Origin of the sequence: Ferdinandcohnia jepli, assembly GCF_047246645.1 — a bacterium.
GTDB lineage: Bacteria > Bacillota > Bacilli > Bacillales > Bacillaceae_L > Ferdinandcohnia.
In genome coordinates this window covers 1-14,379 of sequence record NZ_JBFOKR010000002.1, presented here as the reverse complement: position 1 = coordinate 14,379, position 14,379 = coordinate 1, and the positions used below count along the sequence as shown (strand labels likewise).

Annotated in this window: 14 protein-coding genes, 1 rRNA gene and 2 riboswitches; of the genes, 11 read left to right on the top strand and 4 right to left on the bottom strand. The window is 36.5% G+C overall.

The genetic code is table 11. From position 1 onward, the window contains the following. Window positions 1-14: 14 nt before the first annotated feature. From AB3M96_RS02075 to AB3M96_RS02045, 7 genes are all read left to right on the top strand, one after another. Complete coding sequence (locus tag AB3M96_RS02075) at window positions 15-185, top strand: paeninodin family lasso peptide (RefSeq protein WP_412965906.1); 171 nt, start codon at window positions 15-17, stop codon at window positions 183-185. A 97-nt stretch (window positions 186-282) separates the two neighbouring features. After that, window positions 283-1,206, top strand: coding sequence for an HPr kinase/phosphorylase (locus AB3M96_RS02070; RefSeq protein ID WP_412965905.1), 924 nt, complete (start codon window positions 283-285; stop codon window positions 1,204-1,206). Beyond that, window positions 1,207-1,500, top strand: a complete 294-nt coding sequence (locus AB3M96_RS02065; RefSeq protein ID WP_412965904.1) for a lasso peptide biosynthesis PqqD family chaperone — start codon at window positions 1,207-1,209, stop codon at window positions 1,498-1,500. Between the two features lie 24 nt (window positions 1,501-1,524). Next, window positions 1,525-2,022 carry a lasso peptide biosynthesis B2 protein gene (locus AB3M96_RS02060; RefSeq protein ID WP_412965903.1) on the top strand — a complete coding sequence of 166 codons (498 nt, stop codon included), beginning with the start codon at window positions 1,525-1,527 and terminating at the stop codon, window positions 2,020-2,022. Further along, the gene (locus AB3M96_RS02055) at window positions 2,000-3,190 is read left to right on the top strand and encodes a nucleotidyltransferase domain-containing protein (protein ID WP_412965902.1); all 1,191 of its coding nucleotides are present in this window, start codon (window positions 2,000-2,002) and stop codon (window positions 3,188-3,190) included. Before AB3M96_RS02060 ends, AB3M96_RS02055 begins: the two co-directional genes overlap by 23 nt. A gap of 14 nt (window positions 3,191-3,204) precedes the next feature. Further along, the gene (locus AB3M96_RS02050) at window positions 3,205-4,998 is read left to right on the top strand and encodes an ABC transporter ATP-binding protein (RefSeq protein WP_412965901.1); all 1,794 of its coding nucleotides are present in this window, start codon (window positions 3,205-3,207) and stop codon (window positions 4,996-4,998) included. 134 nt (window positions 4,999-5,132) lie between these two features. Further along, window positions 5,133-5,561 (top strand): VanZ family protein, encoded by a 429-nt coding sequence (locus AB3M96_RS02045; RefSeq protein WP_412965900.1) that lies wholly within the window; start codon window positions 5,133-5,135, stop codon window positions 5,559-5,561. A 55-nt stretch (window positions 5,562-5,616) separates the two neighbouring features. On the opposite strand, the gene AB3M96_RS02040 is transcribed toward AB3M96_RS02045, so the two are convergent. From AB3M96_RS02040 to AB3M96_RS02025, 4 genes are all read right to left on the bottom strand, one after another. After that, complete coding sequence (locus AB3M96_RS02040) at window positions 5,617-5,946, bottom strand: helix-turn-helix domain-containing protein (protein WP_412965899.1); 330 nt, start codon at window positions 5,944-5,946, stop codon at window positions 5,617-5,619. A 131-nt stretch (window positions 5,947-6,077) separates the two neighbouring features. Next, entirely contained in the window at window positions 6,078-6,218 is a 141-nt protein-coding gene (locus tag AB3M96_RS02035) for an anti-repressor SinI family protein (RefSeq protein WP_412965898.1), read from the bottom strand. A gap of 34 nt (window positions 6,219-6,252) precedes the next feature. Beyond that, a riboswitch (cyclic di-GMP riboswitch) is annotated at window positions 6,253-6,345 on the bottom strand. Between the two features lie 379 nt (window positions 6,346-6,724). After that, window positions 6,725-7,519 (bottom strand): YqhG family protein, encoded by a 795-nt coding sequence (locus tag AB3M96_RS02030; protein WP_412965897.1) that lies wholly within the window; start codon window positions 7,517-7,519, stop codon window positions 6,725-6,727. Beyond that, on the bottom strand, window positions 7,497-9,185 hold the full coding sequence (locus AB3M96_RS02025) for a DEAD/DEAH box helicase (RefSeq protein ID WP_412965896.1): 1,689 nt from the start codon (window positions 9,183-9,185) through the stop codon (window positions 7,497-7,499). Before AB3M96_RS02025 ends, AB3M96_RS02030 begins: the two co-directional genes overlap by 23 nt. A gap of 252 nt (window positions 9,186-9,437) precedes the next feature. Continuing rightward, window positions 9,438-9,527, top strand: a riboswitch (glycine riboswitch). A gap of 175 nt (window positions 9,528-9,702) precedes the next feature. On the opposite strand from AB3M96_RS02025, the gene gcvT reads away from it, so the two are divergent. The 4 genes from gcvT to AB3M96_RS02005 all read left to right on the top strand — a co-directional run. Continuing rightward, on the top strand, window positions 9,703-10,806 hold the full coding sequence (gene gcvT / locus AB3M96_RS02020) for a glycine cleavage system aminomethyltransferase GcvT (RefSeq protein ID WP_412965895.1): 1,104 nt from the start codon (window positions 9,703-9,705) through the stop codon (window positions 10,804-10,806). Window positions 10,807-10,844: 38 nt separating this feature from the next. After that, window positions 10,845-12,191, top strand: a complete 1,347-nt coding sequence (gene gcvPA / locus AB3M96_RS02015; protein ID WP_412965894.1) for an aminomethyl-transferring glycine dehydrogenase subunit GcvPA — start codon at window positions 10,845-10,847, stop codon at window positions 12,189-12,191. Next, window positions 12,184-13,641: an aminomethyl-transferring glycine dehydrogenase subunit GcvPB gene (gcvPB, locus tag AB3M96_RS02010; RefSeq protein WP_412965893.1), complete on the top strand. Its 1,458-nt coding sequence runs from the start codon at window positions 12,184-12,186 to the stop codon at window positions 13,639-13,641. The genes gcvPA and gcvPB overlap by 8 nt, the downstream gene beginning before the upstream one ends. Before the next feature lie 441 nt (window positions 13,642-14,082). After that, window positions 14,083-14,379 (top strand): 16S ribosomal RNA (locus AB3M96_RS02005); the annotation flags it as partial.

Sequence of the window (14,379 nt, the reverse complement as noted above, 5' to 3'; positions counted from 1 at the left end):
AAGGGGGTGATAGAATGAAAAAAGCGTGGAGCAAGCCGTCAATAGAGGTTCTTGAAATTGGTTTAACAATGGGTGGAGACGGAAATGCAGTATCGGATAGCTATTGCACTAGTGAACATCCGAACATTAATCCTGACGGGAAGATAAACAAGGCATGTGTTCATCCTGATCTGTTAGGAAGTTAAGATTAAGCACTTTTAGTTTGGAAGTTTATGTTAAGGGTACCCCTTATACGATTTTTGTTGTCTAAGGGGTAAAAATATTTACACTCTCGGGGGAACTATGACAAATAATAAGGGAAAAATAGGCTATATAGCTTTTGGCTTAAACATATTAAGTGAAATTGCATTCCCTGAATTGCAAAAAGAAGATTTTGATTATACTTCGACTGATATCGAAGTAAAAGATTTAGGTTTTTCTGATGAACAGGAATCATCAATATGTGATAATTTTGTAATAAATGAAGACCTAGTTATCTTTCGAGTGCCAAATGTTGCAATTTTTTCTGTTCTAAATGGAAATCAAATTACTATTAATAAGTTTAAAGATGTTAATGAAGATCAATTAAGGCTTTACTTACTTGGTACTTGTATGGGGACTTTGCTTACACAACGGAAATACCTATCCTTACACGGCAGTGCCATCGAAATCAACGGTAAAGCCTACGCAATCGTTGGAGATTCAGGTGCAGGTAAATCAACACTAGCGGCTGCATTTTTACACAAGGGATATAAATTAATTAGCGATGATGTAATCCCTGTTTCCTTTAACGAGGATAACATCCCAATGGTGACACCTGCCTATCCTCAGCAAAAGCTGTGGCAGCAGAGCTTGGATAACTTTGGAATGGAATCTAGTAATCTAAGACCGGTAGTTGATCGAGAAACTAAATTTGCGGTTCCGGTTGTTAATCAGTTTTGTAATGAACAACTGCCACTTGCAGGTGTTATTGAATTGGTAAAAACAGCTGATGAAAATATTCAAATGGAGAAGGTTCAAAACCTTGCACGATTACAAACCCTGTTTACTCATACCTATCGTAATTTTCTTCTTGAACCATTAGGGTTATTTGATTGGCATTTTCATACAACGACTAATCTTGCGAGTAAAGTAGATGTATACAGACTTGAAAGGCCAACAACTCAATTCACTGCACACGATTTAGCGGATCTTATATTATCAACAATTAAAAAGGAGTCAACTTAAATGATTACAAATCAAGATATTACTGTAAATTCAGTGGTAACTCAAGCTAAGGGAAATATCGTTAGCGACATGGGTGGTGAAAAGGTAATGTTAAGTGTTACCCGTGGGAAATATTTTAATCTAGGTGAAATTGGTGGGGAAATCTGGGATTTAATGTCTCAACCGTTATCAGTACAAGAGATAGTAACCCAGTTAGTTACTAGTTTCGATGTAGATTCAAAAGAATGTGAGGAACAAGTAGTTGATTTTCTAGAGAGTCTTAGTAAGGAAGGTCTAATTGAGATTACGAATTAGAATTCTACAATGTGAGGATATGATATGAAATTTTTAAAAAGTCTAATACTATTTTTATCTTCTAATAATCGTACGAAAACTCTATTTATAGAAGCTTATTTTATGTTGGCTTGGGCCCGTTTTTTAAAAGCAATACCTTTTTCAAAGGTTGTTCCTTCATTAGGAGATCCGATGCAGGAAACCTCTTATTTCAAGAAACAAGATGATATCAAAAATCTAAAAAACATATCAAATGCCATTCATATTATGAGTGGTTATACATTTTGGGAGAGTCAGTGTTTAGTAAAAGCAATTGCAGGTATGAAGATGTTAGAACGTCGAAAAATTGAAAGTACGCTTTATTTAGGAACAGCAAGGGATGAGAATGGAAACATGATCGCACACGCTTGGTTACGCAGTGGAACCTTCTATGTTTCCGGTGCTGACGGTATGGAGAAATTCACGGTAGTGGGTAAATTTGCGAAACGAATTAGTACTACTGGATTACAGGGAGAAAACAATGAATATCAAAAATCAACTTGATTTAACAAATATACCACGTGAAACTCTACTTCTTTTAGAGATTTGTAAGTGGGAAGATGTGGTAACCCTTCCACCTAATCAGAGAGCTTTGTTTGATAATATTGATTGGGAACTATTGATGGAATTAGCTCTTCACCATCGAGTATATCCATTCATCTTTCCAAAATTGAAAAGTCTTGAAGAAAAGCTTGTTCCAGATAATATCATGCAACAACTTTCGCATTATTATCGAAATAATACGTTTAAGATGCTGCAATTATGCGGTGAGATGGAACAGGTTAGTCAACTATTTCTAAAAAATGAGATACATCCTCTATTTTTAAAAGGGCCAGTTCTTGCTACAGATTTGTATGGTGATTTATCCCTGCGTACATCCGGGGATTTAGATGTTCTTATTCCAATTGAAGATCTGCAGAAGGCTGAGGAACTTATCTTACGAGCTGGATATGAGAAAGATGAATACATTCAATCGGTTTTGAATGACTGGAAATGGAGACACCATCATTTTACTTACTTTCATCCATCTAAGGGTATCAAACTTGAAATTCATTGGAGATTAAATCCAGCTCCAAGTATGGAACCCAGCTTTTCCGACTTATGGAAGAGAAAAAGAATCTACTCAACAACAAGTTTTCCTGTCTATATTTTAGGAATAGAGGATTTATTTTTATTTCTTGTAACTCACGGAGCAAGACATGGTTGGTCTCGTCTTAGATGGCTTACAGATATTCAACAAATTGTAAAGAAAGACATAGATTGGGTGTCACTAACTCGCCATGTAAGAAAATATAAATGTAACCATATTGCAGGCCAAGCATTGGTTTTAAGCGCACAATTACTTGGTAGTAAAGGTTTATCTCATCAACTGGAGCCTTTAACAACAGGAAAGCGACCATTCACATTAGCGCAACAGGCCATTTTCTATATTGAAAAAATGGTCAACTTACACTCTGAACCATTACCCCAAGAAATTTCAGACTATCATAAAAAACATTTGTTATCATTAATGACCCTTAGACAAAAGGTAATCCATACTCTTAGCACGTTCTATCCGTACTATACTGATGTTGAAACCTTGCCACTACCTAATAGATTGCATTTCTTATATTTCGTCTTACGACCGTTTCTCTTACTTTGGAGGAGAACAAAGAAGTATTCCTTGAATTAATTGGAGGTTAAAAAGTGGAACATATTCTCTATTTTTATAAAAAACTAAGTACATTTGCTGGCAAGAAGCTCTATGTAAACCTCCTAGCTATGATGATTATTAGCTTACTAGATGGTATTGGGATTATCATGCTAATCCCATTAATTACCTCTAGTGGGCTTATAAGTATGGACTTTGGTAATCTTTCATCTGCCTCGTTTATTTTTGAGTATTTGAATAGAATAGTAGAAACACTAAGTTTCACTTCTATTCTTATAATCTTTGTGGTGGTAGGAATTCTCCAAAACCTAATCCATCGGTATCTAACCATTCAAAATACAAAAATTCAACATGGATTTTTCAGAAAGCTCAGAATTGAAACGTATAGTGCATTATTATATTCAAACTGGAACTTTTTTTTAAAAAAGAGAAAGTCAGATATTATTAATTCTTTAACAGCCGAGATTGCACAGGCTAGTGCAGGAACAAATACATTCCTACAGTTTATAACTGCTATTATTTTTACAACAATACAAGTTATCGTAGCTTTTATCCTTTCACCTAAGATTACACTCTTTGTTCTTTTAAGTGGTTTTCTCTTAACTCTCTGCTCGTATAGTTTTATTAAAAAATCAAGAGCATTAGGTAAACTGAATTGGCAGTTCGGCCAGAGTTACCTTGCTGGAATCACGGATAGTTTTAACGGTATAAAAGAGATTAAGAGCAACAATTTGGAAGAATCACGGATTAATTGGTATAGTTCTATGACGAAACAGCTACATGATGAACAAATTAATTATTCTAAGCTCAAATCGTTATCCCAATTTAATTATAAAGTTGCCTCCATCATTCTAATAGCTGTATTTATATACTTTTCAGTAACATTTTTCAATACCGAAGTTGCGCAATTATTACTGATCGTTGCAATTTTCTCTAGGTTATGGCCACGTATTACTGGGATTCAAGCTGGTTTGGAGCAAATGGCAACAATAACACCAGCGCTTAAAGCTGTTATTAAACTACAACAGGATTGTTTGGAAGCTAAAGAAATAGTCGAAGATATTGAGCAAGAGCCACTCAAAATTGCTATAGGTATAGAATGTAAAAATGTGTTTTTTAAATACAGCGAGGGTGATCAAAAATATGCATTAAAAGGGATAGATATTTATATCCCTTCCTACCAAATGACAGCAGTAGTTGGGCGATCTGGGGCTGGGAAAAGTACTCTGATTGATTTATTGATGGGGCTGAACCAACATGAATCTGGGAAGGTTTTGATTGATGGTCAACCATTATCAAGTTCAAATGTAATGGCATTGAGAAAATCAATTAGTTATGTTCCTCAAGACCCTTTCCTATTTAATGTAAGCATTAGAGATAATTTATTAATTATTAATCAAAACGCAAGTGAACAACAGATTTGGGAGGCACTTGAGTTCTCATCTGCTGCTGAATTTGTGCGGAAGCTTCCGAATGGACTTGATACTCTTATCGGTGACCGTGGTATTCGACTATCTGGCGGAGAACGCCAAAGAATAGTATTAGCTAGAGCAATTTTGCGTAATCCTTCTATATTAGTCTTGGATGAAGCGACAAGTGCATTAGATACCGAAAACGAGTCGAAAATACAAGAGGCAATCGAACGGTTAAAAGGAAAAATGACAATCATTGTTATTGCACACCGTTTATCTACTATTCGTAACGCTGATCAGGTAATTGTATTAGATCAAGGAGAAGTGATTCAGCAAGGTGGTTTTCACCAATTAGCCAAAGACAAACGAGGAATGTTTAGTCATTTGCTTGGAAAGCAAATGGGGGCGAGTTTGTAAAAAGTTAAATGTATGCTCATTACAAAATATGTATAAAATGATTATATTATTTGAATGTTTTAGATATTAAAGGTAGGTATTATATGATAAAATTAGCTCTTTGCTTTGTTTTGAGAATTTTACCTGTTTTGTATATGTTTTGGATCTGGGTTCAGTCTAGTACCTTTAATCCAAGCTCGTTTGAGGGTATGCATTCAAAAATTGGCATACCTGTTTTTCTGTTTCTTGGTGCAATACTTGAAATAGGCCATTTATTTGAATTTGCAATTCTATATTTCCTGTTAATTATTGCGTTTCTTACATTTGGAAATTTAAATATACAAAAGGAGATCGGAGCCTTTTTGATAGCTTTTCTGTATGGCGTATTAGATGAGATACATCAATATTATGTGCCATTTAGATCTACGTCTACTTTTGACCTGGTGAAGAATACAATAGGTATTATCGTGATTTCTTATATTATTCACAGGAGCTATTACAAAAATATATACTCTAAACTTGGAGGATTACTTAGACGGATCCCTGATAACCCTAGAAGGAAAAAGCCTAACATTCCGTTATAAATAAAAAAAGCACTCAAGAGATGAACTTCCCATTTCATCTTCCTGAAGTGCTATTTTATTTGTTAGATTGTTTCCACTTGTTAAATTCAAGGAATTCCTTAAATTCTTGCTTTGAGACTCCTGATTTCATTGCTTCCTGAACAAGCTGGGCCCAGTCAGAATCAAGCTCTTCTATCTTTGCTTCGTGACCTTCTTCATGGAGTAGTATATTAACTGAAACTCCGAGTACGGAAGAGATTTTTTCTAAAAATTGAATAGAAGGATTTGATTGGAGGTTGCGCTCAATAGAACTTAAATATGATTTCGCTACTCCAGCTCTCTCTGCTAATTCTGATAAAGATAGTTTCCTTTGTAATCGGTATGTTTTGATACGTTGGCCAATCATTACGTTCACCTTCCTTCATATATGATTATAACATATAATGAAGAAGTTTGTTTTGTATGACGAACGATTTTCAACAATTTTTTCACGAAAAAGGCACCGTGATAACAGAAACGGAGTGGCAAGATGTAAACTTAACCGATCATCGTATCTAGTCCGTCAGCTTTTTCAATAAAGAACGCTTTAATTTCATTTTCACTAATTCCCATTTCTAGTGCTTCCAAAATTAAGTCAACCCATTCCTGATCTAGTTCCTCATTAATTCGTTTCATCATACTTTTCATTAACCTCCCAAAATACATTAGTATTCCAGGCAGTCCAGCCATCGTAATTGAAATAAACTCCAACCTTAGACCTGTGACTTTGCGTCCCCATCTTTCAATAGGTTTGCCTTTGTCTGTTCGAAACCCAGCTGACTGACCTAAAACGATAGTCTATATATGTATAGAACCTTGGTATTACATTTAGAAGTATAAATGAACAAATAAAAACATTCTGTAGAAGGATGTCGATGTCAAAATATTTTTAAAACTTAAGGCAATTCCCATTTCTGTTGAAGAAAAAGCGTTTATTATCCGCTATTATGTAGAATTACCTCGAAATGAAGGAGGTTCGACCTAGTCTTTGTAAACTTTTGAATAGCAGAAGTTAACAAACAGGTCGAAAGTCATGCCTGTTTTTGTAGCTTTTCCAACTATTTATAAGTGATTTGTCGAACGTTTTTTCTAAAATAACCCACAAAAAAATGTAACCTATCCCCTAAAACAGAGATAGGCTAGATTTATATGGCGTTTTGACATAAATAGAACAATCCACCATTGATGATTTCGACAATAACTTTTGGTTCATACTGCTCACGTAATGCTTCTTTTTCAATTTTGTAGCTTTCGGGCTTTTCTTCGACATCTTCATAAAATGAATTTAATAGGGCCAAGTCCTCATCCCAACGCTTGCGAGCATCATCTGCCCATGTATGTTCTTGGCTCTCAACAAAACCACGGATATATTGTTGCAGACGATTCAGGCCACTCTGTGGTTTTATGAGCGGTGACATTGTATATGTTAAATCTGGAATCTTTGGTTTTAAATCAAGCTTATCAAGCTTTTCTTGGAATTCTTCAACAATACTGCCGTTAATAAGCTGAATCCCAAGTGACAGTAATATATCGCGTTTACGGTCACATTTATAGGAAACTTTCACGTTTAAGCCTAGCCATGGATAAAGCGGGGTATTTCCCTGCATCATTGGGGTTGTCTGTTGATACAACCTGATATAGCTTGCAAGTTGTTTTGTTGATTCGAAAATTTGGTGCAAGCGTGGTGCCCCGAAATGAATGAAGTCACCTTTCACATCATCTGCTGTTTTGTCTCGGTCGGTGATTAAAGTGAGTTTCATTGGATTTGGTGTTCCACCTGTTTTTTCTACATACGTCCAATAAAAAGGTCGATTCATCAATTGTTTATCCAAATCAATTGTTAACTGTACTGTCATATAACCTTGTTGTCTCTCGAGAATTTCACAATGGTTGGATACAAAGTATTTTTCGAGAAAGTTAACGATTTCCTGTTGCTGCATGCTGTTCACCACCATCTTCTTCAGCGTAACTAATAATTGAAGTTAAGTTTTCCATCTTAATTTTCATTTCTCCTTCACTACGAGACCGTAGAAGGATATCTTGGATATGGTCTTCAATGTTTCCAATATCTAATCTCGTTAAAATTTCGTCTAGCTGACCAATAACTCGTTCAAATAAATTAATTTTTTCATATAAAAGCTTCAGAATATGTTCTTCAACTGTATTTTTTGTGGCGAAGTTATAAATATGAACATCCTTTTCCTGTCCAAGACGGTGAATACGACCAATCCGTTGCTCAAGTCTCATCGGATTCCAAGGTAAATCATAATTAATAATATGATTACAGAATTGCAGGTTAATACCTTCACCGCCTGCTTCAGTTGCAATTAACACTTGAAATTTCCCTTTAAATAATTCTCTCATCCAGTCTTTCTTTCCACGCTTAAAGCCACCACGGAAAGGGACCGATGATATTCCGTTCTGTTGAAGGAACCATTGTAAATACATCTGTGTAGCCCGATATTCTGTAAAAATAATAACCTTATCATTAATTTGTTTAATTAATTCAACTGCTTTTTCTGCCTTAGAATTTTGAGACACCTGTTCTACTTTTTTCATAAGTCCCATAACCAAATCCTGAGGGACCTGAACACCGTCTTCATTCTTTTTTTCTAGCATCTTTTTCAGTGTGAAATAAACGGCTTCACGACTACTACACGCTTCTCTTTGTAGAGTTAAAATAGAGAACATGCTTGAAGCAAATGGTGAAAAGCTTGAACGATAGGCTGTAATTGCGTCATATAATTCCTGTTCAGTTTCAGAGAATTCAATCGGTACAGTTTCAACCCTACGTTTCGTCCACTCAATCCCTGTATCATCACGGCGATTTCGAATCATCACCTTATTCACTAATTCCTTTAAATGCTCATGGTCTTCAATGGATTTCTTTTTCTTTCCATATAGTTCATCAAAATAAGACTGATTCCCTAAGTGACCTGGCTTAAGTAAGGATACAAGATTAAAAATCTCTTCAATTTTGTTTTGAATAGGAGTTGCTGTTAACAATAAGCAAAACTTCTTTTTTAGATTTTGAACAAATTCATAGTTTTTGGTTTTGTTATTTTTTAACTTATGAGCTTCATCGATAATAATGAGGTCATAATCCTGTTCATATACGATTTCTCGGTGTGGGCTGCGTTTTGCAGTATCAATAGAAGAAACAACTACATCATACTGCTCCCACATATAACTTTTCTTTTGTTGGACAGCAGGTATATAGAACTTTTGATTTAATTCCATTGCCCATTGTGAAACAAGGGATGCTGGTACAAGGATTAAAACCTTTTTTACCAATCCCCTAATCATGTATTCTTTTAAAATGAGGCCAGCTTCTATTGTTTTTCCAAGCCCAACTTCATCAGCCAGAATAGCTTTTCCATTCATTTTTTCAACGACTTGCTTTGCAACTTCAAGTTGATGTGGAAGTGGTGTAAGTTGTGGTAAATGCTTAGGCGCTTGTAACCCTTCAAATTCAGGTATGGTCTGATGCTTTTCCACTTCATAAGCAAGCTTAAAAAGCTCCCAGTTTGCCCAAGGACCGTCTTCGTCAATTCTCTGTAAAAAGTCACCTTTCCACGAGTGATCAAATTCAAAATCGACATTCATACTTTCACAGTCCTTTCCTCGTTGAGTGTAGTAAAAAATATAAGTGATTCCAAAATACGAACGTTTGACTATAAAAATACAGTAATGTTAGCTAAATAATTTATTGCCGAAACCGCTCGTAAATGGTAGGATGATAGTAGTTTCGAAACCGCTTTAATTTGTTAAATACCGAGCGAATAAGCTTAGTATGGGTCATTTTCAATAGCTGTTTCGTTAGTATTACCAAAAAAATGAAATATATGAATATCGCGAATGACAACAAGGGGAGAGACTACAATTTGTAGCGCCGAAGGAGCAAGCAGTAACTGTGAATCTCTCAGGCAAAAAGACTCTTGTTCGACGCAACTCTGGAGAGAGCCACTCATTTAAAGTGTTGGCCACCAAAGGGGAAAGCCTCATCATACATAACACGAGGTAAACTTTCAGGTGCAAGGACAGAGACTTCACATATGTGGAGTCTATCTGTCCTTTTTTGTGTAGTCTGAATTTTTTAACAATCATGTAAGGGGGAATCAGATTGTCTGAATTAAAACGAACACCTTTATTTAATGAGTATCAAAAGCTTGGTGCAAAAACGATTGATTTTGGTGGATGGGATCTTCCTGTTCAGTTTTCTAGTATTAAAGAAGAGCATGAAGCAGTTCGTACCAAAGCAGGTCTTTTTGATGTTTCTCATATGGGAGAAATCACAGTAAAGGGAACTGGTAGCTTAGCATATTTACAAAAAATGATGACAAATGATGTTTCGCTTTTAAAAGACGGCGGAGCTCAATACACCGCAATGTGTTATGAAAATGGTGGAACTGTTGATGACTTATTAATCTATAAAAAAGCAGACAACGACTACCTATTAGTTGTAAATGCTTCAAATATTGAGAAAGACTTTGAGTGGATGACGCAGCATGTGTTTGGAGATGTAGAAGTTGTTAATATCTCCAATGAAATTGCCCAAGTTGCTATCCAAGGTCCTTTAGCCCAAACCGTTTTACAAAAGCTTACAACAACAGACCTTAGTGAAATCAAGTTCTTTAAATTTAATGATGAAGTAGAAGTTGCCGGAAAAAGTTCACTGGTGTCTAGAACAGGGTATACAGGTGAAGATGGTTTTGAAATATATTGCGCAGCAGAAGATGTTGTGACAATTTGGAATGCGATTTTAGAAGCTGGGAAGCAAGAAGGAATTTTACCATGTGGTTTAGGTGCACGTGACACACTTCGTTTTGAAGCAAATCTTGCACTTTATGGCCAAGAATTATCAAAGGATATCACTCCGATCGAAGCTGGTATTGGATTTGCTGTAAAACCTAACAAAGAGGATGACTTTTTCGGTAAGGCTGTTCTTAAGCAACAAAAAGAAGAAGGTGCTCCTAGGAAGCTTGTCGGTATTGAAATGATCGACAAAGGGATTCCTCGTCACGGCTATGAAGTGTTTGTAGGCGAAGAACAAGTGGGAGAAGTAACAACTGGTACTCAATCTCCAACGCTACAAAAGAATATTGGTTTAGTCTTACTAAAAGCAGAGCATGCAGAGCTTGGTACTGAAGTTGAAGTACAGGTTCGTAAAAAGCGTCTTAAAGCTGTAGTAGTGGCAACGCCATTTTACAAACGTCCAAAAAAATAATGGTTTACTAATATCCTATTTAGGGAAGGGGTACATTCATGAAACATCGTTATTTACCAATGACGGAACAAGACAAAAATGAAATGCTTCAAGCAATCGGAGTATCCACTGTTGATGAACTTTTTAATGATATTCCTGAAAGTGTTCGATTCAAAGGAGAATACAACATTAAGAAAGCTAAGTCAGAGCCTGAATTAATGAAAGAACTATCAGTACTTGCTTCTAAAAATGCTGATCTTCGTTCACATGCATCATTTCTAGGTGCTGGTGTATATGACCATTACATGCCGGTTATCGTCGACCATGTTCTATCTCGTTCTGAATTCTATACAGCTTATACACCTTATCAGCCGGAAATTTCTCAAGGAGAGCTTCAAGCGATCTTTGAATTCCAAACGATGATTTGTGAACTAACAGGTATGGATGTTGCAAACTCTTCCATGTATGACGGTGGTACTGCACTTGCAGAAGCAGCGATGCTATCAACAGGACATACAAAAAATAAAAAAGTTCTTGTTTCAAAGGCGGTTCATCCTGAATCCCGTTTAGTATTAGAAACATATGCAAAAGGACAATATATCGAAGTTGTTGAAATCCCAACTAAAAATGGGGTAACAGATATCGAAGCTTTAAAAGATTTAATGGATGAAAATGTAGCATCTATTATTGTTCAATATCCAAACTTCCTTGGCCAGATTGAACCACTAAAAGAAATTGAAGCAGTTGCTCATACTGGTAAGAGCATGTTTATTGTATCAAGCAATCCGCTAGCATTAGGGGCGTTAACACCTCCTGGGAAATTTGGTGCTGACATCGTAGTAGGGGATGCGCAACCATTTGGTATTCCAGCTGCATTTGGTGGACCTCACTGTGGATATTTTGCTGTAACAACTAAATTAATGCGGAAAGTTCCTGGTCGTTTAGTAGGTCAAACAGTTGATGAAGATGGAAAGCGCGGATTTGTATTAACACTACAAGCACGTGAACAACATATTCGTCGAGACAAAGCGACATCAAATATCTGTTCAAACCAAGCCTTAAATGCACTTGCTGCATCAGTAGCAATGACTGCTCTAGGTAAAAAAGGTATAAAAGAAATATCTACAAACAATATTCAAAAAGCTCATTACGCAAAAACTCAATTTGTTAACAATGGCATTAACGTTGCTTTTGATGGACCGTTCTTTAATGAATTTGTGGTTAACTTAGGTAAGTCTGTAAAAGAAGCAAATGCTCATCTTATTCAAAAAGGAATTATTGGCGGATACGATTTAGGCCGTGATTATCCAGAATTAGAAGGTCATATGTTAGTGGCTGTAACTGAACTTCGCACAAAAGAAGAAATTGACACACTTGTAAAAGAATTGGGGGATGGCAATGAATAAGCAAGATCAACCATTAATTTTTGAACTATCCAAGCCGGGTCGAATTGGTTATAGCTTGCCAGAATTAGACATACCTGAAGTAAATATTAATGAAGTTATCCCTGCAGACTATATACGTGTAGAAGAACCTGAACTACCAGAGGTTTCTGAGTTAGATATTATGCGTCACTATACAGCATTATCAAAGCGTAACCATGGAGTAGACTCTGGATTTTATCCACTTGGTTCATGTACGATGAAATACAATCCGAAAATTAATGAGAATGTAGCTCGTTATAGTGGATTTGCTCATATACATCCATTACAAGAAGAAGAAACAGTACAAGGTGCAATGGAACTTATGTATGACCTGCAAGAGCATCTAAAGGAAATTACTGGTATGGATGAAGTAACTCTTCAACCAGCTGCAGGTGCACATGGTGAATGGACTGGATTAATGATGATTCGTGCTTACCATGAGGCTAATAATGATACTGCACGTACAAAAGTAATTGTTCCAGACTCCGCACATGGAACAAACCCAGCATCAGCAACTGTAGCAGGCTTCGAAACGATCACAGTTCAATCTGATGAAAATGGTCTAGTTGACCTTGAAGATTTACGCCGTGTTGTTGGTCCTGATACAGCTGCTCTCATGCTTACTAATCCAAATACACTTGGATTATTTGAAGAAAACATTCTCGAAATGACAAAGATCATCCATGAAGCTGGCGGTAAGGTTTACTATGATGGTGCGAACCTAAATGCAGTTCTTAGTAAGGCGCGCCCAGGAGATATGGGCTTTGATGTAGTACATCTTAACTTGCATAAAACATTTACTGGTCCACACGGTGGTGGAGGCCCAGGTTCTGGTCCTGTAGGAGTAAAGGCTGACTTAATTCCTTACCTTCCAAAACCAGTTCTTGTAAAAACAGAAGAAGGTTATCACTTCGACTATAATCGTCCACAATCAATTGGACGCGTGAAACCATACTATGGAAACTTTGGTATCAATGTCCGTGCCTACACTTACATTCGTTCAATGGGTCCAGATGGACTTAAGGCTGTTACAGAATATGCTGTGTTAAATGCGAACTACATGATGCGTCGTCTTGCACCACATTTCGACCTTCCGTACGATAAGCATTGTAAACATGAATTCGTACTTTCTGGAAGACGTCAAAAGAAATTAGGTGTTCGTACGTTAGATATAGCGAAACGTTTACTAGACTTTGGCTATCATCCACCAACAATCTACTTCCCACTTAATGTAGAGGAATGTATGATGATCGAGCCAACAGAAACTGAATCTAAAGAAACATTGGATGATTTTATCGATGCAATGATCCAAATTGCAAAAGAAGCAGAAGAAAATCCAGAAATCGTTCAAGAGGCTCCGCATACAACTGTGGTTAAACGACTTGACGAAACGTTGGCTGCAAGAAAGCCAGTATTACGTTATCAAAAGTAAAAACTTATTATTATAGAAGAGATTCATCTTATTTCAGGTGAATCTCTTTTTTTGTTGAATGAAAGATTGAAGATAAGCATTGGAGTTATAGAACTGCTATGGAACTTGTGGTTTGAAAGTGAAGGGTTTATTAATGCTTGGTTAAAAATTATATTAGAAATTTATTATCTACTGTTTTCCAATAATTACCTAGGTATAAAACCTTGAAACTTTTATATGGGACTGGTATTATAGGTTAAGTCATCGCGACAAAGTGATTGACTAAGAAACAATGTTTCATTGAATAACATCTTTTAAAAATAGATGTTGACTTGAGGTATTAGAAAATGTTATATTAATAAAGTCGCTTTTGAGAAGTGACTAAAAAGTTCTTTGAAAACTGAACACAATACAAGCGTCAACGTTTAATTCAAGTAACAAACTATTGAGCAATCAATACTTTCTTCGGAGAGTTTGATCCTGGCTCAGGATGAACGCTGGCGGCGTGCCTAATACATGCAAGTCGAGCGGATCTTTGGGAGCTTGCTCCCAAAGGTTAGCGGCGGACGGGTGAGTAACACGTGGGCAACCTGCCTGTAAGACTGGGATAACTTCGGGAAACCGGAGCTAATACCGGATAACATAAGAGACCACATGGTCTCCTATTAAAAGATGGCTTTTAGCTATCACTTACAGATGGGCCCGCGGCGCATTAGCTAGTTGGTGAGGTAACGGCTCACCAAGGCGACGATGCGTAGC